Source organism: Streptomyces sp. NPDC044921 (assembly GCF_056432865.1).
This window is the reverse complement of record NZ_JBWKIF010000041.1, coordinates 1-21,237: the sequence shown is the minus strand read 5'-3', so window position 1 is coordinate 21,237 and position 21,237 is coordinate 1. Positions and strand designations below refer to the sequence as shown.

Below are 21,237 nucleotides of genomic sequence, written 5' to 3'. Positions count from 1 at the left end.
GGCTGGACTGGTACAACTACCACCGACCCCACACCGGCATCAGCGGCCACACCCCAGCCAGCCGCGTCACCAACCTGTCCGGACAGCACAGCTAGGGCCTGTCGTTCCGACCAAGTCGCAGGAGGGTGACGGCGCTGCTCGGTGCCGCCTGTCCGGTGCCGGTGCGTCACCGGCCTGCGCGAACGGCACGCCCGGCGCACGCGGGAGCCCGGACCGTGCGCGGTCCGGGCTCCCGAGGCGTCACCGGTGCTGTCAGGATTCGACGATCTTGCGCACGTTGTCGACGGAACCGCAGCCGGCCTGCAGCTGCCGCTCGCGTTCCTCGCGGAACGCACGGCCCAGTTCCTCGCGCCGCTCCATCGCCACGTTCTCCCGGGCGCCGTTGAGGATGGTGCGCTCCTCCTCGTCGGCGTGGTGGGTCACGGCCTCCACCAGCTCCTCGAGCTTCTCGTCCCACTCGTCGGAGCCGACCTCCTCCACCTGGAGGAGTTCCAGGAGGGCCTTGTTGCCCTCGTCGTGCTCGTGCTCGCCGTGCTCGACTTCTTCGTCGTCGATGTTCTTGTACCGCTTGAGCGCCGGGTAGACCTTGGACTCCTCGGCGAGCGCGTGCGCGATCAGCAGGTCCGAGAATTCACGCAGCGCGCTTTCACGGTCGGCTTCCACGCTGCGCATCTGACGGAAGAGGTCTTCCATGCGCCGATGGTCCTGGAGAATGAGCTCGACGACGTCCTGAGTGCCGGCCATGAGCAGGAACCCCTTTCGTACGGAGAATCAGGCTTTTTCCCTTTACCCCGTTCCCTGTGCCGCGAACGGGGCCGACCGGGTCGGCAGCCAGACCTCCTGATGCCCAGGCTTGCGCAGATCACGCCGGGACATCACTTTGTTCTTGCAGGTGGACGCATGGCGGGCAGAAGGGCAGATCCGGCCGTGCGGGCCGGACGTCAGTCCCGGCCGACGACGACCACTTCGTCCCCGGCCGCCCAGCGGCGCCGCTCCGCCTTGGGCGGGTTGATGCGCACGCCGTGGCCGGTGCCCGCCGACGCCTCGGCGTGGCTGCGGTAGCCGATGGCGCACTCGCCGCGCTGCCGCGCCGCCGCCACGACGGTGGCGAAGGCCGTCTCGCACCCCGGCGGCACGTAGTCGCCCGCGGGCCGCAGACGGACGCCGGTGCCGTCGGCGGAGAACAGTTCCTCGAAGACCGCCGCCAGGTGGCGGTTCTGGGAGATCTGCGCCATCAGCAGGCCGATGAGCTTGCCGCTGATGATCACGTCCGCGCCCGGGCTGATGGGGGCCAGGACCCGGTTGCGGTCGTCGACCAGCTCGGTGACGACCGGCAGCTCCCGCCCGGTGGCCTCCTCCAGCCGGCGCAGCAGCAGGAGCGTGACGAGCGTGCGGTTGTCGGGGTGGTCCGCGCTCTCGCCGGGAGCGGGGTCCTGGCCGAGGACGATGACACTGTCGTAGGAGTGCACGTCCAGACGCTCCAGGGTCTCGGGGCGGGTGGCGTCGCCCTGGTGGAGGGTCAGGGCCAGCGGGGTGCCGTGGCGCGTGCCGGACTCGTGCACCTGCCGGACCGTCTCCTCGCCGCAGTCGGCCACCACGTCGACGGCCGACCCGGGCAGGGCACGGCGGCGCAACTGGTCGACCATGAGCGGCGCCCTGCGGTTCCAGCCGAGCATCAGGACCCGCTCCGGCCGCGCCGGCGTCGGCGGACCGGACACCGTCACCGCCTGGTCGACCCACTGCCCGCAGTCGCCCGGCCAGGCCGTGTCGTCGTCGCTGGAGACGACGATGAGCAGATCGTCCGCGGCGATGGTGGTCTGCGGCGGCGGAGCGAGCAGCGGGGTGTCGCCGCGCACCAGTCCCACCACACAGGACGTCGGATAGGACAGCAGCGCCTCGCCGAACGTGCGGCCGGTCAGGGACGCCTCGCCGACCAGGTAGAACTCGTCGCCCGCGAAGTCCAGGAGCTCCTGGTGGACCAGGGACAGGCCGGGGCGGCGGGCGGCCTGGACGATCAGCCGGGCCGTGACCGTGTCGCTCTCCAGGACGACTCCGCCCGGCCCGGCGGCGAGGCAGGCGGCCAGCCGGTACCGGTCGTCCCGGACGGCGGCGACGACGGGCGGCCGGCTCTTCGCACCGGCCAGGGCCGCCCGCAGCGCCAGCAGCGTCTTGACGACCTCGGCGTCGGCGTCGGGCTCGTCCCGGGGCAGCACCAGCACGACACCGGCCGTCGCCGGACTGGTCAGGGTCAGCACGGCCGGGTCGGTGGTGGGGCCGCTGCGGCAGATCAGCCGCGTACGGCCGACGGGCCCGACCTTCGTGCCGAGGGCCTCCTCCATCGCGGTCTTGTCGCGGTCGGCCAGTACCGCCACCGCCGCGCGCCGCTGATTGGCGTTGGCCGCGACCAGTTCGCCGACCACCGTGAACACCTGCTCCGACCACCCCAGGACGACGACGTGCCCCTGTTCGAGCACGGTCGAGCGGCCGCGCCGCAACGCGGTGAGCCGTTCCGTGAGGGCCGTGGTGATCAGGCCGACCAGCGTCGAGACGTACAGCAGCGCCACCAGGGCGAGCAGCACGGACATCGTGACCCGCAGCGGTGTGCCCGTCGCACCGCCCAGCCGCAGGGTCTCCCCCGTCAGGTGCCACACCCGCGCCAGCCGGCCCGGCAGGGACCGGGGCGCGTCCGGGTCGGTCCAGACCAGCACCGCGCTGGCCGGGACGACGACGGCCAGGCACAGCAGCGCCATCCACCCGACCAGGGCGGAGGCACCGCGGGCCAGCGTGCTGTCGAACCAGTACCGAACCCGGTCACTCAACGAAGTGCGCCGCTGCGCCACCCTTCCCCCTCCGTCGCCCCGGCCCTCCCGTGCGCCGGTCGGCGCCGCCGTGCGCGTGCGGCGCGCGGAGGACGGAGAGCGCGGGTGTGAGTACGCATGTCGCAGTGTGAGGGCTCGTACCGGGCAGTGAGGGCGGTTCCGTCGTGCATTCATTCCTTCGGGTTCACCGGACGTGCCGAGAGCGCCGTTTCTCCCGTGACGTGCGGGTTTTGCCCCGGATTCGCTCCTTGGGGGCAACGCCCGGGCGAAACGCGGCGCTCCGTCACGGCGGTCGCTACAAAGATCGCCATGACTGATGACCACGCGGTGGTACGCACGGACGGCGGCGTCTCCCGGCGGAGTTTCGCGGCGGTGGCGGGCACGGCCACCGTGGCGACGGCCCTGACCGGCGGTACCGCCACGGCCCTTCCCGCGCCGGCCGCGCCGCCCGCCCCCGGCGGCGGCGCCCGCGGCGCCGACCCCGGGCGGTGCCTCGCCGTCGCCCGCGCCCTGCTCGTCCTCGACTCCGACGACCGCCCCCTCGTACCGCGTTACCTGCGCGTCCTGCGGGACGGGCTGCCGGCCCGCAGGACCCGTCCCAAGGACGTCCTCGTCATCGGCGCCGGCCCCGCGGGGCTGCTGGCCGCCTGGCTGCTGAAGCAGGCGGGGCACCGGGTGACGGTCCTGGAGGCCAACGGCAACCGGGCGGGCGGCCGTGTCAAGACCTTCCGCAAGGGCGGGCACGAAGGTGCCGCGCAGCCCTTCGCCGACCCCCGCCAGTACGCCGAGGCGGGTGCGATGCGCCTCCCCGGCAGCCACCCGCTCGTCATGGAACTCATCGACCAGCTCGACCTGAAGAAGCGGCGCTTCCACTACGTCGACGTCGACGAGGAGGGACGCCCCGCCGCGCGCACCTGGATCCACGTCAACGGCATCCGCGTGCGGCGCGCCGACTACGCCCGCTCGCCCCGGCGCGTGAACCGCTCGTTCGGCGTCCCGAAGGCCCACTGGGACACCCCGGCCGCCGCCATCCTGCGCGCCGCCCTCGACCCGGTGCGCGACGAGTTCAGCCGCGTCGGCCCGGACGGCAAGCGCGTCGACAAGCCCCTCCCCGAACGGCTGCGGGGCTGGGCCCGCGTGGTGCAGAAGTTCGGCGACTGGTCGATGTTCCGCTTCCTCACCGAGCACGCCGGCCTCGACGAGCGCACCGTCGACCTGATCGGCACCCTGGAGAACCTCACCTCACGCCTGCCGCTGTCCTTCATCCACAGCTTCATCGGCTCCTCCCTCATCAGTCCCGACACGCCCTTCTACGAACTGGAGGGCGGCACGGCCGTGTTGCCGGACGCGCTGCTGGAACGGGTGCGCAAGGAGGTGCGGTTCGACCGCCGGGTGACCCGTATCCAGTACCACCACCCCGACCGCCCGTCACCGGAGGGCGGGACCGTGCGGAGCAAGGGGCCGCACGTGTGGGTGGACACCGTGTCCGAGGGCCGCGGCGGTCCGGTCGTCCGCGAGCAGTTCACCGCCGACGTCGCCGTGGTCACGGTGCCGTTCTCCGGGCTGCGCCACGTGCAGATCGAGCCGCCCCTGTCGTACCGCAAGCGCCGCGCGGTCTGGGAGCTGCACTACGACAGCGCGACCAAGGTGCTGCTCGAATTCAGCCGCCGCTGGTGGGAGTTCGACGAGGACGACTGGAAGCGCGAACTGAACGCGGTGAAACCGGGCCTGTACGAGGCGTACCGCACGGGCCGGGCCCCGGCGGACGGCAGTCTGCTGGGCGCGCACCCCTCCGTGCCCGGCGGCCACATCACGGCGGCCCAGCGCACCCACTACGCCGCCAACCGCGCGATCGGCCGCGACCAGCCGGAGGCGGCCGGTGTGGTGGGCGGCGGCTCGGTGTCGGACAACGCCAACCGCTTCATGTTCAACCCGTCCCACCCGGTCCCGGGCAGCCCGGGCGGCGTGGTGCTCGCCTCCTACAGCTGGGCGGACGACGCCCTGCGCTGGGACTCCCTGGACGACGAGGCGCGCTACCCGCACGCGCTGTGCGGTCTGCAGCAGGTCTACGGCCGGCGCATCGAGGTCTTCTACACGGGTGCGGGCCGCACCCAGAGCTGGCTGCGCGACCCGTACGCCTACGGGGAGGCGTCCGTGCTGCTGCCCGGGCAGCACACGGAACTGCTGCCCGCGATCCCGGTGGCCGAAGGTCCGTTGCACTTCGCCGGGGACCACACCTCGGTCAAGCCGGCATGGATCGAGGGGGCCCTGGAGTCCGCCGTGCGGGCCGCCCTGGAGGTGCACACGGACTAGCCCGCGCCGAGTTGCGGAGCCCCGGCGCGCCCGCGCCGGGGCTCCTTCGTCTTCGGAGGGCGACCCGCGGCGGTCTCTCCTTCCACGACCACAACGACCACAACCTCCGTTGATTCCGCAACCGAGACACCTCGTCGGTGTCCGGGCACCATGTGGCCCACGTCACCCTCCCCACAGGGCATCGACCTACCCGCAACGACGTACCGACAGGTGGTGGCACTCGTGCGCCTGCGCACTCCCCTCGCCCTGCTCGGGGCCGCCGTGCTCGTGCTCGTCGGACCGCCGCTGCTGACCACCGGCAGCGGCTCCGAGACCGGCACACAGATCCCGGGCCTGCGTTTCATGGTCCCCAACACGCCCGGCGGCGGCTACGACATCACGGCCCGCACGGCCGCGAAGAACGCCGAGGACGCCGGACTGACCCACAACATCGAGGTGTTCAACCTGCCGGGCGCCGGCGGCACCGTGGGCCTGAGCCGGCTGGTGAGCGAGCACGGCAACGGCAAGCTCGCGATGTCCATGGGCCTCGGGGTCGTGGGCGCCGTCCGCTCCAACGACGCCCCCAAGACACTCGGCGACACCACGCCCATCGCCCGGCTCACCGAGGAGCAGGACGTCGTCGTGGTCGCGAAGGACTCCCCGTACAAGACGATCGACGACCTGATCGGCGCCTGGAAGGAGAACCCGGGCAAGCTGCCGGTGGGCGGCGGCTCCTCCCCCGGCGGGCCCGACCACCTCGCGCCGATGCTGATGGCCCGGGCCGCCGGGATCCCCCCGAAACAGGTCAACTACATCCCCTTCGACGGCGGCGGCGAACTGCTCGCCTCCATCCTCGGCAACAAGGTCGCCTTCGGCGTCTCCGGCGTCGGCGAGTACCTCGACCAGATCAAGGCGGGCGAACTGCGTCTCCTCGCGGTCACCGGCCCCGAGCGCGTGAAGGGGCTGGACGCGCCCACGCTGAAGGAGTCCGGCTACGACGTGAACTTCACCAACTGGCGCGGCATCGTGGCCCCTCCCGGTCTGACGGACGCCGAGCGCGACAAGCTGGTGCGGCTGGTCGAGGAGCTGCACGACTCGCAGGAGTGGCGCACGTCCCTGCGGCAGAACGGCTGGGACGACGCCTTCCTCACGGGTGAGCAGTTCGGCGCGTTCCTCGACGCCGAGGACAAGCGCGTGGTTTCGGTGCTGAAGGAGCTGGGACTGTGACGACGCCGACCACCGACACCCCTCCCGCGCAAGGCGGCGCCCGGCGTTCGTGGCTCGGGGAGCACTCCGAACTCGGCGTCTGCGCCCTGCTGCTGGCGCTCGGCGTGCTCGTGCTGACGGACGCGCTCACCATGGACGTCGACATCGCCCAGCGCGGTCCCGTCGGCCCGACGACCGTGCCGCTCGTGGTCGGGGCGGGGCTGCTGCTGATCGCGGCGCTGCTCGCCGTGGACGTGCTGCGCGGCGGCCGGGGCCAGGCCGAGGGCGGCGAGGACGTCGACCTGTCCGAGCCCGCCGACTGGCGCACCGTGCTGCTGCTCGCCGGGGTGTTCCTCGGCTCGGCCGTGCTGATCGAGCCGCTCGGCTTCCCCGTCGCGGGCGCCCTGCTGTTCTGGGGCGCGGCGTTCGCGCTGGGCAGCCGCCGCGTCGACCGCGACCCGCTCATCGCGGCCGGACTCTCCCTCGTCACCTACACCGTCTTCAACAACCTCCTCGGAGTGCCCCTGCCCGGCGGTCCGCTGATGGGAGTGCTGTGACATGAACGCCCTCAACTCCCTGCTGGACGGCTTCGGTACGGCCCTCACGCCGGTCAACCTGCTCTGGGCCGCGATCGGCGTCCTGCTCGGCACCGTGATCGGCGTGCTGCCGGGCATCGGCCCGGCCATGGCGGTCGCGCTGCTGCTGCCGGTGACCTACGGGCTCGACCCGACCGGCGCGTTCATCATGTTCGCCGGCATCTACTACGGCGCGATGTTCGGCGGCTCCACCACCTCCATCCTGCTCAACACCCCCGGCGAGAGCGCGGCGGTGGTGGCGGCCATGGAGGGCAACCCCATGGCGAAGTCCGGGCGCGGCGCGCAGGCCCTCGCGGCCGCCGCGATCGGGCACTTCGCGGGCGGCATGGTCGGCACGCTGCTGCTGGTGGCGCTCGCGCCGACGGTCGCCGAACTGGCCGTGGACATCGGCGCGCCGGACTACTTCGCCATCATGGTGCTGGCGTTCATCGCGGTGACGTCGGTGCTGGGCTCGTCGCGGGTCCGGGGCATGGCCTCCCTGTTCATCGGTCTCACACTGGGACTGGTCGGCCTGGACCAGATGACCGGCCAACAGCGCCTCACCTTCGGCTCGCTGCAACTCGCCGACGGCATCGACGTCGTGATCGTCGCGGTCGGCCTCTTCGCGATCGGCGAGGCCCTGTGGGTCGCCGCGCACCTGCGGCGCAGGCCGCCGGAGCCGATCCCGGTGGGCCGGCCGTGGCTGGGGCGCGGCGATGTGCGTCGCACCTGGAAGTCGTGGCTGCGCGGCCCGTTCATCGGGTTCCCGTTCGGCGCGATCCCGGCGGGCGGCGCGGAGATCCCCACCTTCCTGTCGTACGTGACGGAGAAGCGCCTGTCGAAGCACAAGGACGAGTGGGGCAAGGGCGCCATCGAGGGCGTGGCGGGGCCGGAGTCGGCGGCGTCGGCCTCGGCGGCGGGCACGCTGGTGTCGATGCTGACCCTGGGCCTGCCGACCACGGCGGTCGCGGCCGTGATGCTCGCCGCGTTCCAGCAGTACGGCATCCAGCCCGGCCCGCTCCTGTTCGAGCGCGAACCCGACCTGGTGTGGGGCCTGATCGCCTCCCTGTTCGTCGGCATGGTGCTGCTGCTCGCGCTCAACCTGCCGCTGGCGCCGGTGTGGGCGAAGCTGCTGCGCATCCCGCGGCCGTACCTGTACGCCGGGATCCTGTTCTTCGCGGCGGTCGGCGCGTACGCGGTCGGCGGCGAGGTGGTCGACCTGGTCATCCTGCTGGTCATCGGCCTGATCGGCTTCGGCATGCGCCGCTACGGGCTGCCGGTGCTGCCCGCCGTCATCGGCGTGATCCTCGGTCCGAGCGCCGAGCAGCAGTTGCGCCGCGCCCTGCAGATCAGCGACGGCAGCGTCACGGGGCTGGTCGACACGCCGTTCGCGGTGACCGTGTACGCGGTGATCGCGGTGCTGCTGGCCTGGCCGCTGCTGCGCAAGCTGGTGACGCGCGGCCGCGCCACCACCTGATCCGGCGCGGCACCCGCTCACGGGTGCCGTTAGGGAAGCGGATCTCCACCTCGCCGGTCGCGGCGACCCGTACGCGCGGTCCTGAACGCCGCGGGTGCGGGTCGCCGACGCGTGGGCGGAGCCGCGGCGCCGGACCGGCGGCACACGACACCCACCCCCGCACCCCTTGACGCGTCACTGACAACGATGGCTTGATGTCATGGGAGCGCTCCCACCTCTCTCCAGGGAAGGGACCACCATGCGCAGAGCCCCCCGCACCTCCCCCCGTCCGTCCCCCCGCTCACGGCTCGTCCCGCTCCTCGGTCTCCTGGCCGCGCTGCTCCTCCCCCTCGGCCTGACCACAGCGCCGCGGGCGGCCGCCGCGCCCGGGGCGGACCCCGTCCGCGTCATGCCGCTGGGCGACTCCATCACCGGCTCGCCCGGCTGCTGGCGGGCGGTGCTGTGGAACCGGCTGGTGAGCAGCGGGTACACGGACCTCGATTTCGTCGGCACCCTGCCCCCGCAGGGCTGCGGGCAGGCGCACGACGGCGACAACGAGGGCCACGGCGGCGAGTTGGTGACCAACGCGGCCGACCGGAACCTGCTGCCCGGCCGGCTCGCGGCCACCGACCCGGACATCGTTGTCATGCACTTCGGCACGAACGACGTGTGGAGCGGCATCGCCCCCGACCGCATCCTCGCCGCCTACACGAAGCTCGTCGGGCAGATGCGCGCCTCCAACCCGGACATGCGGATCCTCGTCGCGCAGTTGATCCCGATGAACCCGGGCAGTTGCGCGGCCTGTGCGCAGCGCGTGGTCGATCTCAACGCGCGGATCCCCGCGTGGGCCCGGGCGACGAGCACCGAACGCTCCCCGGTCACCGTGGTCGACCAGTGGACGGGCTTCAGCACGGCCACCGACACCTATGACGGCGTGCATCCCAACGCCTCCGGGGACGCGAAGATCGCCGCTCGCTGGTTCCCGGCCCTGGCGGCGGTCCTCGACGCGGGCGTCCCGCAGGACCCGGGCGGTCCCGGCGGGCCCGGTGATCCCGCCGCCTGCACGGCCCGCTTCCGGGCCGTCTCCTCCTGGCAGGGCGGCTACCAGGGCGAGGTGACGGTGACCAACACCTCGGCCTCCGCCGCCCAGGGGTGGACCGCGACCGTCGTTCCGGCGGGCGGCGCGCGCGTGTCCCAGGTCTGGAACGGCACGCTCGGCACCGCCGCGGACGGCACGGCCACAGTGTCGAACGCGGACTGGAACGGCGCGCTCGCCCCGGGGGCGAGCGCCGCGTTCGGTTTCGTCGCCACCGCCCCGGCAACCGCGGGCGCCCCGGCGGCGACCGTCACGTGCACGGTACGGAAGACGGCCTCCTGAAGCCCGGCCGGATCCGGCCCCACTCCGCCCCCCTCTGCCTCCGCACCTCGCTGACTCCGCACCTCGCTGACTTCCCGCCTCTCTGACTTCGCGCCTCTCCGACCGGCTCGGCGTCAGAGGCCTCGGGAGCACCAAGGCCGGGCGCGTCGAACCGCACGGCACCGCACGCCCCACCGCACCCGAACAGGCCGGGACACGGACCCGGCCCGACCCGCGAAGGCCCCACCCGACCCCACATCCGGAGCCGCCATGAGACCCCAAGCCCCGCCCTCCGCCCGCCGGCCAGCCACCGTCGCCGCCGTCCTGCTCGGACTGCTCCTCTCCCTCCTCACCCTCTCCAGCCCGGCCCACGCCGCCCCGACCGGCTTCCGGGTCGAGAACGGCCGGCTCCTGGAGGCCTCCGGGAACGACTTCGTGATGCGCGGCGTCAACCACGCGCACACCTGGTTCCCGGACCGGATCAGCTCCCTGTCCCACATCAAGGCCAAGGGCGCCAACACCGTCCGCGTGGTCCTCTCCAGCGGTGACCGCTGGACCCGCAACGACACCGCCGACGTGGCGAACGTGGTCGCGCAGTGCAAGCAGAACCGGCTGATCTGCGTCCTGGAGGTGCACGACACCACCGGCTACGGCGAGCAGAGCGGAGCCGTCACGCTCTCCCGCGCCGCCGACTACTGGATCAGCGTGCGCGGCGCGCTGGCCGGCCAGGAGGACTACGTCATCGTCAACATCGGCAACGAGCCGTACGGCAACACCAACTACGCGGCGTGGACGGCCGACACCAAGGCGGCGATCCAGAAACTGCGCGCCGCGGGCTTCGACCACACGATCATGGTCGACGCGCCCAACTGGGGCCAGGACTGGGCGTTCACCATGCGCGACAACGCCGCCTCGGTCTTCGCCGCCGACCCGGACGCCAACACCGTCTTCTCGATCCACATGTACGGCGTCTTCGACACGGCCGCCGAGATCACGGACTACCTGAACCGCTTCGTCACCGCCCGACTGCCCATCGTCGTAGGGGAGTTCGGCCACGACCACTCGGACGGCAACCCGGACGAGGACACCATCCTGGCGGTCACCCGGCAACTGCGCCTGGGCTACCTCGGCTGGTCCTGGAGCGGTAACGGCGGGGGCGTCGAGTACCTGGACATGGTCACGAACTTCGACCCGAACCAGCTCACCAGCTGGGGTCAGCGGCTGTTCAACGGCGCGAACGGCATAGCCGCCACGGCCAGGGAGGCCGCGGTCTACTCCTCCGGCGGAGGCGACACCACGCCCCCGACGGCACCCGGCACCCCGACCGCCTCGGGGGTGACGTCCTCCTCCGTGACCCTGACGTGGGGCGCCGCCACCGACGCCACGGGTGTCACCGGTTACGACGTCGTCCGGATCGGCGGTGGCACCGAGACGGTCGCGACCAGCACGACCGGCACCACCGCGACCCTGACCGGCCTGGCCCCCGCGACCTCGTACACCTTCGGCGTCTACGCCCGTGACGCCGCCGGCAACCGCTCGCCCCGCTCGGGCACGGTGACGGTGACGACCTCGCCCGGCGGCACCCCGTCGGCATGCGGGGTCGGTTACCGGGTGACGGGCAGCTGGCCCGGCGGCTTCCAGGGCGAGATCACCCTGCGCAACACCGGCACGTCGGCGATCAACGGCTGGACGCTGCGCTGGACCTTCCCGGGCGACCAGCGGATCACCAACCTCTGGGGCGGTACGGCGACGCAGAGCGGCTCCGACGTCAGTGTCGCGGCCGCCCCGTACACGGCGAGCGTGCCCGCCGCGGGCTCGGTCACCCTCGGCTTCACGGCGACCCGGGGGGCGTCGAACCCCGCTCCGACGGCGTTCACCCTGAATGGCGCGGCGTGCTCGGTGAGCTGACCGCGCACGGTGCGGCGGTGCCGCCGCGGCCTTCGTCGTCCGGGCCCGGCGGCACCGTCCCCACCGCCGTGATCCGCACCACACCCGCACGGGCCGGCGGTTTACGCCGCTCCGCGGTGGTCAGGCGGCGGGGATGTCACACCGGCATCCCCGGGCGCTGCCCACGGCACGACGCGCGGGCGCCCCTCCGGGGTGCCCGCACGCCACGCGGAGGACCGATTGAGCGAGGACACCCTGCGCATCCGCGCGGTGGCGGCCGGCCCGGCCGTACGGGAGGAGCGTCCCGCCGCCCAGCCGGCCGGGCAGCGGGACGCGTTCTTCGACAACGCCAAGTACCTGGCCATCGTGCTGGTGGCCGTGGGACACGCCTGGGAGCCGCTGCGCGACGGGAGCCGGACGGTCAGCGCGCTCTACATGGTCGTGTACGCCTTCCACATGCCGGCGTTCATCGTCGTCTCCGGCTACTTCTCGCGTTCCTTCGACGGGGCCCCGGGGCGGATCAGGCGCCTGGTCACCGGGCTGGCGGTGCCGTACGTGGTGTTCGAGACGGCGTACACCCTGTTCACGCGGTGGACGGACCAGGAGCCGGACCGGCCGGTCAGCCTGCTGGATCCCCTGTACCTGACCTGGTTCCTGGCGGCCCTGTTCGTCTGGCGGCTGACGACCCCGCTCTGGCAGCGGGTGCGGTGGCCGCTGCCGCTGGCCCTCGTCGTGGCGATGCTGGCGACGCTCTCGCCGTCGATCGGCGACGACCTCGATCTGCAGCGCACCCTGCAGTTCCTGCCCTGCTTCGTGCTCGGTCTGCTGCTGAGGCCGGAGCACTTCCGGCTGGTACGCCGCCGTGGGGCGCGGGTCCTCGCCGTGCCGGTGTTCCTCTGCGCGGGCGCCGTGGCGTACTGGGCGGTCCCGCGGATGAGCGGCGCCTGGTTCTTCCACCGTGACAGTGCGCGGGAGCTCGCCGCGCCCGCCTGGTACGGGCCGGTCATGACGCTGGCGACCTTCGGCTGCTCGCTGCTCCTGGTGGCCTGTTTCCTGGCGTGGGTGCCGGGGCGCCGCGCGTGGTTCACCGCGCTGGGGGCGGGCACGCTGTACGGCTATCTGCTGCACGGTTTCGTGGCCCAGGGGGCGAAGTTCTGGGGCTGGTACGACCCGGCGTGGGTGCGCGGGCAGGTGGGTGAGGTCGTCGTGACGGTGGTGGCCGGGGTGCTCGTGACGGCGCTGTGCACCCCGCCGGTGCGGCGGTTGTTCCGCTGGGTGGTGGAACCCACGATGACGTGGGCGTTCCGCCGGGACGCGCGCGGGCGGACGCCCTCCGGCGTCACCGCCGGGTGAGCGTCCTTCCTCGGTCGCCCGGCCGGGTCCCCGAAGTGCGGTGCGGTCCGCGCGGGACGCCGGCCGGTGTCACCGGGACGCGGCGAGCGAAATCCCGGGCCGTCCGCCGGCCCGCGCCCCGACCGGGGCGACGCGCGGGGTGTCCGCTCATCGCGGCGCAGTGAGCCGGATCAGCAGCGCGCCGGGCGCGCGCGGCACGTCCACCGTCAGTCCGTCCCCGTCCCAGACGGCCCGGCCCGCCCGCGGGGCGGACGGGTGCAGGACCTCCGCGCGGAGGGACCGGCCCGCCAGGTGGCGGACCGGCAGGCGCCGTCCGGACGGTCCGCCACGCCGCCACACCGACACGTACGCCGCCCCGTCGCCGGGGACGCGCAGGCCCAGGGCCAGCCACTCGTCCGTCCAGCCGGGCAGACCGAGCGGCCAGAACGGCAGGGCCCGCGCCAGATCCCCCCGGATCGACTTGTAGACGTCGACGGCGTCCCGTACGAGGGCGCGCTGGTGGCCGCTCATCCGGTCCAGGTGGCCCGAGAGGTGGATGCGGCCGAGCAGGGCGCCGCCCAGGGTCCAGGTGATCAGGCCGTCGTCGTACTCCGGTTGCGGGTAGGCCCAGACGGCGCCCTGCTCGGGCGGGACCGCGGTCGGCGCGGCGGCGGCGATGGGCGGGTAGCGCAGCGGGTCCTGCTGGTCGCTGGTGGACTGCAGCTGGGCGACGGCCAGGGTGGCGCCGTCCATGCGCATGCCGCCCGAGGCGCAGTTCTCGACGACCAGGCCGGGGTGGCGGTCCAGGACCGTCGAGAGCCAGTCCAGCCAGGCGCGGGCGTGGCCCAGCAGTCCGGCTCCGGGGGCGAGGTCGCCGGGGGCCTGGGTGCCGGGGTCGACGACGATGTTGTAGTCCAGCTTGAGGTAGCCCACGCCCCAGTCGCCGACGATCCGGTCGACCGTCCGGTCGAGGTGGGCGCGGGCGGCCGGGTGCCGCAGGTCGAGCTGGTGGCGGCCCTGTTCGGTCAGGCGCACGCCGTCACGCTGGAAGAACGCCTCGGGGGGCAGTGCGGCGGCGACGGGACTGCGCACGCCGACGACCTCGGGCTCCAGCCACAGCCCGGGCACCATCCCCCGCTCGCGGATGCGGTCCAGGACGGCCCGGATACCGCCGGGGAAGCGGCGCGGCGAGGGCTGCCAGGCGCCGACGCCGTCCCACCAGCTCCGGGTGTCGTCGTACCAGCCCGCGTCGACGCAGAAGTACTCGGCGCCGGCGTCCGCGGCGGCGTCGATCAGCGGCAGCAGCTTGGCCGTGGTCGGGTCGCCCATGAGGGTGTTCATGTAGTCGTTGAAGACGACGGGCAGGGCGGTGTGGTCCGGGTGCGGGCGGCGGACCGCCCGGCGGTAGGAGGTCAGGGCGGCCATCGCGCCGTCGAGGTCGGGGCCGAGCGCCAGGGCCGCGGGGACGGTGGTGAACTCCTCGCCCGGGTCGAGCCGGACGCGCCACTGGTGTTCCGCGTCGGTGGGGCCGTGCAGCGCCAGGTAGGTGCCGTGGGCGAATTCCCCGAGGTCCCAGCGCCAGCCGGCCGGGGACTCCACCTGCCACGCCCAGGCCCGGCCGCCGTCGCGGTCCGTCAGCGCGCCCATGGCGAGATGGCCGCCGGTGGGCCAGCTGCCGCGCCCGGTGAGGGTGAGGGCGGCCCGGCTGTCGTGTTCGTGGACGTCCGGACGGATGTCGGCCAGGGTCGCGCGCAGCGGCTCGGTGTACCAACGGCACTCGGCGAGCCAGTCGTTGCGGGCCCGGTGCACGTCGAGGGCGTGCGGGGCGGGGAGCCCGCCGAGCAGCAGGCTGCTGACGGACTGGACGACCAGGGGCTCGGAGCCGTCGTTGCGCAGGCGGACGCGGGAGCGCAGGACGGGCAGACCGAGGGGGGAGGCGAGTTCGGCGAACGCCGTCACACCGGTGTCCGCGTCGTGGAGTTCGACGGTGAGGCGGGTCCAGCCGTCGCGCCGCGCGGTGTGGTGGGAGCGGTGGGCGAGCCGCGTGCCGAGGGCCGCGCCGGTGAAGCGGGGGCCGGACCAGCCGCTGCCGTGGCCGGGCGCGGTGAGCTCCACGAGCGGGAGCGAGGACCGCGGCGGGGCGGGGCGGTCGTCACCGGGGTGCGCCAGGCGGACGAGGTGCGCGGTGCCGTCGGCGGCGACGGTGAACCGGGCGTCGAGCGCCGCGTGCCCCCAGCTCCAGTCCGGCCGGGCTCCTCGCCGGTGGGCGGCCGGGTGGGCCGCATCCGCCGTACCGGTCAAGGTGCTCCCCCTCCTGGCCCGGTGCCGGTCCTCGGGGAGGGCCGGTCCGCGCGCAACCTCGTCACGGTCTCTTGACCACCCCTGTGTGACCGGTCACGATCCTGGCATGAGTGTGACCGGTCACACAAGGCGTCCGGCGAGCATCAGGGACGTGGCGAGCGCCGCGGGGGTCTCGCACCAGACGGTGTCGCGGGTGATCAACGGCCATCCGGGCGTCCGGCCGTCGACCCGGGAACGGGTGCTCGCGGCCGTCGAGGACCTGGGGTTCCGCCGCAACGCGACCGCCCTCGCCCTGGCCAGCGGCCGCAGCCGCGCCGTGACCGTACTCACCGCGGACACCACCACTACGGCTGCGCGTCGATCCTGCGGGGCGTCGAGGAGGCGGCCCGGGCGGCGTCGTACACGGTCGGGATCGGCGTCCTGGAATCCGCCGAGGACGCCGCCGTCGCGGTGCGGCGTGCGGCGGACGCGGGCGGCGGACTGATCGTGATCGCCTACGACCCGGCCGGCGTCCGGGCGCTGGCCGCCGTACCCACCGGGCTGCCGGTCGTGGGCGTGGTCGAGACCCCGGCGAGCCCGCCCGGCGGCGAGGACCTCTGGGTGTGGACCGACGATCGCGAGGCCGCCTGCCAGGCCACCCGTCATCTCCTCGCCCTCGGCCACGAGACCGTGCACTACGTGGCGATCCCGTCGAGCACCCGCCGCACCAGCGCCCGCACCGGCGGATGGCGGCGGGCGCTGCGGGAGGCCGGCGCCCCCGAACCCCGTCCCGTGCAAAGCGGTTGGGGTCCGGCGGATGGCCACGCGGCGGGCCTGAAGCTGGCGCGGGATCCGTCCGTCACGGCGATCCTGTGCGGCAACGACGATCTCGCGCTGGGCGTGCTGCGCGCTCTGCACGAGTGCGGCCGCCCGGTACCGGGCGAGGTCAGCGTGGCCGGCTTCGACGACGCCCCGCACGCCGCCTTCGTCACCCCCTCCCTGACGACCGTGCGCCTGGACTTCACCGGCCTGGGCCGGTCCGCGTTCGCCCTGCTGCACGGTGTGCTGGAGGAGTCCGCGCCGGTCGCCCCGCACCCGGTGTCCCTACCCGAGCTGGTGGTGCGGGAGAGCTCGGGCCCGCCGCCCGCCCACGGCTGAGGCCGGAGGGAGCCGACACGGTGAGTTCGGCGACGCGCGCACGCCTGCGCGCCGGACACGGACCGGATCGAACGGCCGCGTCCGTGGGCTGATGCGCGCGCCGGGAACACGGGCAGCGCTATACTTCTACACGCCTGTAGAAGTACGGCTCTCCCTGTGACAGCTCTCCCCCTGTGAAGGAGTGGACGCCACCATGGTGTTCAAACGACTGCTCGGCGCGCTCGGTGTGGGCGGCCCCACGGTCGACACGGTCCTCGACCCGGCGCCCGTCCGGCCCGGCGGCACCCTCACCGGCCGCGTCCTGCTCAAGGGCGGCAGCGCCGGCTCCGACATCGAGCACATCACCCTGGAGCTGGTGGCCCGGGTCGAGGCCGAGCACGAGGGCGGGGAGAGCGAGGGCGTCGTCGCCTTCGACCGCTTCACCGTCGGCGGCGGCTTCCGGCTCACCGAGGGCGAGGAGCGCGAGGTGCCGTTCGGCGTGACCGTGCCGTGGGAGACACCGGTCACCCAGCTGCACGGGCAGAGCCTGGGCGTCGTCCTGGGCGTGCGCACCGAACTGTCGGTGGCGGGCGCGAAGGACAAGGGCGACCTGGACCGGCTGGAGGTCACGCCGCTGCCCGCGCAGGAGGCGGTCCTGGAGGCCCTCGGCGGGCTGGGGTTCGGCTTCCGGTCGGCCGACCTGGAGTACGGCCGCATCGGCGGCACGGGCCAGCGGCTGCCCTTCTACCAGGAGATCGAACTCGTCCCGTCGCCCCGGTACGCGCACCAGGTCAACGAGATCGAGCTGACCTTCCTGGCGGACCCCGGAGGCATGGAGGTGGTCCTGGAAGCGGACAAGCGCGGCGGCTTGCTGTCCCCCGGCCACGACGCGCTCACCCGCTTCACGGTCACCCACGACCAGGTCGGGCACCAGGACTGGGCCGCGCTCGTCGACGGCTGGATCCGCGAACTCCTCGAGCACCGGGCGTCGTACGGATCCCCCGCCGCCTTCGGCCCGGGCGGTCACGGCACGGGCTTCGAGGGACACCACCACGACGGCCACCGCTCGGGCCCCGGCGTGGGCACCGCCGTCGCCGCGGGCGCGGCCGGTCTCGCGGTCGGGGTGGCCGGCGGCATGGTGGCGGGCGAAGTCGTCGACGAGATCGGGGACTTCTTCGAGGGCGAGGAGGAAGAGGAGGGCTGAGGCCCGCCCCGGGGTCCTCAGAGCGGCGTCGCCGCGTGCAGGATGAACACCATCGTCACCGCCGAGTTCGCGGACGACATCGCCGACACCGCCGTCCCGGCCGCCGCGCCCCACACGGCCAGTCCGACCGAGGTGAACGCCGGGGGCCAGTCGCGCGGCGCCGGTGCCGGGCCGAGCAGCGCGGCCACCCGGCGCGGCACCGGCCCGGGTGCGGCGAGTCCGGCGAGCGTGGGCGCCGGGGTGCCCCGGGAGACGAGCGCGGCGGTGCCGATGGCGCGGGCCACCGTACGACGGCTGCCGATCACCCGGGCCGCCTCCTCGTCGGCCCACCGCTCCGCCGTGTACGCCACGGCGGTCCCCAGCGGCCGCAGGAACGGGTTGGCCCGGGCGGCGAGCCGCACGGCGAGCAGGAAGCGGTCGTGCCGGCCGGCCAGATGGGCCCGCTCGTGGGCGAACAGGGCCCGGCGCTCGCCCGGCGCCAGCCGGTCCAGCAGGGCCGTGGTCACCACGACGCGGCCCGCACGCGTCCCGCGGCCCCGGCGGCCGGGCAGCGCGTAGGCGTAGGGGGCGGCGTCGGGCAGGACGGCCACCTCGGTGTCCGGCAGTCCCGCCAGCGCGCGGTGGGCCCGGCGGCGCACCCGGGCGTGCCGCCCCAGCGTCCGGGCGCAGGCCACCAGCACGGCACCGAGCGCGGGGATGGCGGCCTTGCCGACGATCTCGTCGTACGGCACCGCCGCCCGCACCTCGGGGTCGGACCAGCCGTCGGGCAGCGGGTTGCCGGGCAGCTGGGCGGTGCCCACCACCATCACCAGCCCGAGGCACACCGTGCTGCACAGGGCCAGGACCACGGCCAGCGCGGTCAGCAGCCGGGTCGCGGTGCGCGGGTGCAGGTGCTGTTCGGCCAGGCGCGCGACCGGCCAGGCGGTGAGCGGCAGGACCAGCGGCAGAAAGACGAAGACCCCCATGAAGCTTCAGTCTTCCCCCTCGCCGTGGGCCTGATCCAGCAGCTCGCGCAGCAGCCGCTCGTCGTCCGGGCCGAGGCCGGTGAGGAAGCTGGCCAGCACGGCTTCGCGGTCGCTCTCGGCGTCCAGCACCTTGCGCATCTTGCGCGCGGCCAGACCCGCCTGGTCGGAGGCGGGCGTCCAGGCGAAGGACCGGCCGACCCGCTCCCGGGTGACCGCGCCCTTGCCCAGCAGCCGGGTCAGGATCGTGATCACCGTCGTGTACGCCAGGTCACCGCCGAGGCGTTCCTGCACCCAGCCGGCCGTCGCCGGACCGTCCGCCTCCCGCAGCGCCGACAACACCAGCGCCTCCAGTTCGCCCTGCCCCCGCCGGGGACGCTGCCGGGGATCCGTCACCGCCCTGCCTCCCTCTTGCCGCCCTGTGTTGCCCGTGCGGACATCGTATAGATCCGCCGGACCGGCCCCGCCATCTTCTACAGTGATGTAGATTCAAGAGTGCACACCACCGCACACGCCAACTAGGAGTACCTCGTGGGAGTTTCCCTGTCCAAGGGCGGCAACGTCTCGCTCAGCAAGGAGGCGCCCGGCCTCACCGCCGTCCTGGTCGGCCTGGGCTGGGACGTGCGCACTACCACCGGAACCGACTACGACCTCGACGCCTCCGCGCTGCTCCTCGACGCCTCCGGCAAGGTCCCCTCGGACCGGCACTTCGTCTTCTACAACAACCTCAAGAGCCCCGACGGTTCCGTCGAGCACACCGGCGACAACCTCACCGGCGAGGGCGAGGGCGACGACGAGAGCCTCAAGGTGGACCTCGCCGCCGTGCCGGCCGAGATCGACCGGATCGTGTTCCCGGTGTCCATCCACGACGCCGAGAACCGCGGCCAGAGCTTCGGGCAGGTCCGCAACGCCTTCATCCGGGTGGTCAACCAGGCGGGCGGCCAGGAGATCGCCCGCTACGACCTGTCCGAGGACGCCTCCACCGAGACGGCGATGGTCTTCGGTGAGCTCTACCGCCACGGCGCCGAGTGGAAGTTCCGCGCCGTCGGTCAGGGCTACGCCTCCGGGCTGGCCGGAATCGCCTCCGACTTCGGCGTCGGCGTCTGACCCGGCCCGACCACACCGGGCCCCGGCACGCGCCGGGGCCCCCCTTTGCCGCCCCGGCCCCTGCCCGGGCCGGGGCGGGCCGCCCGGCGACGGGACCCTGAGACCTCGTGGCCCACCCGCCCCGGCACCCACCGGGGCCCGACCCGCCCAGACCACTCCCCGGCCCTGACCCGGCCCGGACCCCCGTCCCAGCCCCAGCCCGACCCCGAGCCGGTCACCCGGCGACGGAACCCGGGAGGCCTCTGGCCCGCCCGGCCCGACACCCGCCGGGGCCCCACCCCGCCCAGACCACTCCCCGGCCCTGACCCGGCCCGGACCGCCGCCCGAACCCCGGGCCTGGCACCCACCGATGGAACCCAAGACATCTCATGGCCCGCCCCACCCGACACCCGTCGAGGCCCCACCCCGCCCAGACCACTCCCCGGCCCTGACCCGGCCCGGCCCCCCTCCCAGCCCCAGCCCCAGCCCCACCCCGGACCGCTCACCCGGCGACAGAACGCGGGACACCCCGTGACCCGCCCGCCCTGGCACGCGCCGGGGTCCGGCACATCTCACCCAGCGACGAACCAGGAGACCCTGTGGCCCACCCGCCCCGCCTCCGCCCGGAGGACCGCGCGGACTTCACGGCGGTCGTGGACCTGGCGCTCGGCACCACGGACATCCGCGACGCCCTCGCGGCGGATCCGGGCGGCCGGTCCGCCGCGCACCTGCGCGCCGACGCCCTGGCCCGTGCCGACACCCTCGCGGCGGCGGCCGCAGAGCCCTACCGCGTCTACCTCTCCCTGCGCGGGCAGGCCGGGCACCGGACGCGGCCGCCGCTCGGCGGGGGCAGTCTGCTGCCCGCCCTGGCGGTGCTCACCCCGCTCGTGGCGGGCACCTCCGCCGGGGCACTGCTCCTGCTGGGCGGCGTCCTGCGGGCGGCCCGCACACCCGGCCCGCTGCCCGGCTCTCTCGCCGCGGCCGGCTGGGTCCTGGCGCTCGTCGCGGCGCTGACCGGGCTCGTCGCGCTCGCCGCCCTGCTGCGCGCGGCCCTGCGCCGCGATCCGGTCCACCCGGCACCGGAACAGGTGGAGCACGCCCGTCTGGTCTGGCGGCAGGCGCTGCTCGACCACGGCGTGCTGCCGCACCTGCGCCGCCTGCTCACCCCGTCTCCCGAGGCGGCCGAGGCGGCGCTCACACCGCGCTCCCCGGCCGATACGCTCACGCCGTGCCCGGCCCGGGCGAGAAAGGACAGGACACCATGTTCGGACTGAGCGAGCTCGCGATCATCCTCATCGTCGTCATAGCCGTCATCGGGATCAAGAAGCTCCCCGAGCTGACGCGCTCGGCCGGCAAGGCGGCCCGCATCCTCAAGGCCGAGGCGCGGGCCGCGAAGGACGAGGAGGCCGGGACGGCCCCCGCGCCGCGGGTGGTCCGGGGCGAGGTCGTCCCGCCGGGCACCGGCACCCCCGCACCCGGCACGCGGGCGGCGGACGCCCCGGACCACCGCTGATCCGCCGCGCCCCGGCATGCGGGCGTGGAGGCGTGAGGGCTAGGCAGTTTCGTTTGGATCACCGGGCGGACCAGAGGAAGATGCCCGCGATGTGGAGTCCGGCCAGGTAGATGGCGGCGGTCTTTTCGTAG

The 21,237-nt window shown here is 74.0% G+C and carries 16 protein-coding genes and 1 pseudogene; 12 read left to right on the top strand and 5 right to left on the bottom strand.

Going from position 1 to position 21,237, the window contains the following annotated elements:
* Window positions 1-252 precede the first annotated feature (252 nt).
* Together AC07DA_RS35810 and AC07DA_RS35805 are read right to left on the bottom strand one after the other, a co-directional pair.
* The gene (locus tag AC07DA_RS35810) at window positions 253-744 is read right to left on the bottom strand and encodes a hemerythrin domain-containing protein (RefSeq protein WP_479132437.1); all 492 of its coding nucleotides are present in this window, start codon (window positions 742-744) and stop codon (window positions 253-255) included.
* A 197-nt stretch (window positions 745-941) separates the two neighbouring features.
* Window positions 942-2,840 carry a CASTOR/POLLUX-related putative ion channel gene (locus AC07DA_RS35805; protein WP_479132436.1) on the bottom strand — a complete coding sequence of 633 codons (1,899 nt, stop codon included), beginning with the start codon at window positions 2,838-2,840 and terminating at the stop codon, window positions 942-944.
* Between the two features lie 288 nt (window positions 2,841-3,128).
* Here AC07DA_RS35805 and AC07DA_RS35800 point away from each other — a divergent pair, with 288 nt between their 5' ends.
* The 7 genes from AC07DA_RS35800 to AC07DA_RS35770 all read left to right on the top strand — a co-directional run bounded on the left by AC07DA_RS35800 (window position 3,129) and on the right by AC07DA_RS35770 (window position 12,945).
* Window positions 3,129-5,132, top strand: coding sequence for a flavin monoamine oxidase family protein (locus AC07DA_RS35800; protein ID WP_479132435.1), 2,004 nt, complete (start codon window positions 3,129-3,131; stop codon window positions 5,130-5,132).
* A gap of 222 nt (window positions 5,133-5,354) precedes the next feature.
* Window positions 5,355-6,338, top strand: coding sequence for a Bug family tripartite tricarboxylate transporter substrate binding protein (locus tag AC07DA_RS35795; RefSeq protein WP_479132438.1), 984 nt, complete (start codon window positions 5,355-5,357; stop codon window positions 6,336-6,338).
* A complete protein-coding gene (locus tag AC07DA_RS35790) occupies window positions 6,335-6,874 on the top strand; it encodes a tripartite tricarboxylate transporter TctB family protein (RefSeq protein WP_479132434.1) in 540 nt (179 codons plus the stop codon). The genes AC07DA_RS35795 and AC07DA_RS35790 overlap by 4 nt, the downstream gene beginning before the upstream one ends.
* A 1-nt stretch (window position 6,875) precedes the next feature.
* The gene (locus tag AC07DA_RS35785; RefSeq protein ID WP_479132433.1) at window positions 6,876-8,369 is read left to right on the top strand and encodes a tripartite tricarboxylate transporter permease; all 1,494 of its coding nucleotides are present in this window, start codon (window positions 6,876-6,878) and stop codon (window positions 8,367-8,369) included.
* Window positions 8,370-8,607: 238 nt separating this feature from the next.
* Window positions 8,608-9,726 carry a GDSL-type esterase/lipase family protein gene (locus AC07DA_RS35780; RefSeq protein WP_479132432.1) on the top strand — a complete coding sequence of 373 codons (1,119 nt, stop codon included), beginning with the start codon at window positions 8,608-8,610 and terminating at the stop codon, window positions 9,724-9,726.
* Window positions 9,727-9,975: 249 nt separating this feature from the next.
* Window positions 9,976-11,613: a cellulase family glycosylhydrolase gene (locus tag AC07DA_RS35775; protein WP_479132431.1), complete on the top strand. Its 1,638-nt coding sequence runs from the start codon at window positions 9,976-9,978 to the stop codon at window positions 11,611-11,613.
* A gap of 219 nt (window positions 11,614-11,832) precedes the next feature.
* Window positions 11,833-12,945 (top strand): acyltransferase family protein, encoded by a 1,113-nt coding sequence (locus AC07DA_RS35770; RefSeq protein WP_479132430.1) that lies wholly within the window; start codon window positions 11,833-11,835, stop codon window positions 12,943-12,945.
* Between the two features lie 147 nt (window positions 12,946-13,092).
* Here the strand turns inward: AC07DA_RS35770 and AC07DA_RS35765 are convergent, their stop codons facing one another.
* Window positions 13,093-15,225 (bottom strand): alpha-galactosidase, encoded by a 2,133-nt coding sequence (locus AC07DA_RS35765; RefSeq protein ID WP_479132429.1) that lies wholly within the window; start codon window positions 15,223-15,225, stop codon window positions 13,093-13,095.
* A gap of 106 nt (window positions 15,226-15,331) precedes the next feature.
* Here AC07DA_RS35765 and AC07DA_RS35760 point away from each other — a divergent pair.
* A pseudogene (locus AC07DA_RS35760) lies at window positions 15,332-16,362 on the top strand (LacI family DNA-binding transcriptional regulator).
* 193 nt (window positions 16,363-16,555) lie between these two features.
* A complete protein-coding gene (locus tag AC07DA_RS35755; protein ID WP_479132428.1) occupies window positions 16,556-17,545 on the top strand; it encodes a sporulation protein in 990 nt (329 codons plus the stop codon).
* 17 nt (window positions 17,546-17,562) lie between these two features.
* On the opposite strand, the gene AC07DA_RS35750 is transcribed toward AC07DA_RS35755, so the two are convergent.
* Both AC07DA_RS35750 and AC07DA_RS35745 read right to left on the bottom strand, forming a co-directional pair.
* Entirely contained in the window at window positions 17,563-18,510 is a 948-nt protein-coding gene (locus AC07DA_RS35750) for a M56 family metallopeptidase (RefSeq protein ID WP_479132427.1), read from the bottom strand.
* A 6-nt stretch (window positions 18,511-18,516) separates the two neighbouring features.
* On the bottom strand, window positions 18,517-18,903 hold the full coding sequence (locus AC07DA_RS35745) for a BlaI/MecI/CopY family transcriptional regulator (RefSeq protein ID WP_479132426.1): 387 nt from the start codon (window positions 18,901-18,903) through the stop codon (window positions 18,517-18,519).
* 135 nt (window positions 18,904-19,038) lie between these two features.
* Between AC07DA_RS35745 and AC07DA_RS35740 the strand changes: the two genes are divergently transcribed.
* From AC07DA_RS35740 to AC07DA_RS35730, 3 genes are all read left to right on the top strand, one after another.
* Window positions 19,039-19,614: a TerD family protein gene (locus tag AC07DA_RS35740; RefSeq protein ID WP_479132425.1), complete on the top strand. Its 576-nt coding sequence runs from the start codon at window positions 19,039-19,041 to the stop codon at window positions 19,612-19,614.
* Between the two features lie 578 nt (window positions 19,615-20,192).
* Window positions 20,193-20,867 carry a hypothetical protein gene (locus AC07DA_RS35735; RefSeq protein ID WP_479132423.1) on the top strand — a complete coding sequence of 225 codons (675 nt, stop codon included), beginning with the start codon at window positions 20,193-20,195 and terminating at the stop codon, window positions 20,865-20,867.
* Window positions 20,855-21,106, top strand: a complete 252-nt coding sequence (locus AC07DA_RS35730) for a twin-arginine translocase TatA/TatE family subunit (protein ID WP_479132421.1) — start codon at window positions 20,855-20,857, stop codon at window positions 21,104-21,106. Before AC07DA_RS35735 ends, AC07DA_RS35730 begins: the two co-directional genes overlap by 13 nt.
* Window positions 21,107-21,237: the final 131 nt, after the last annotated feature.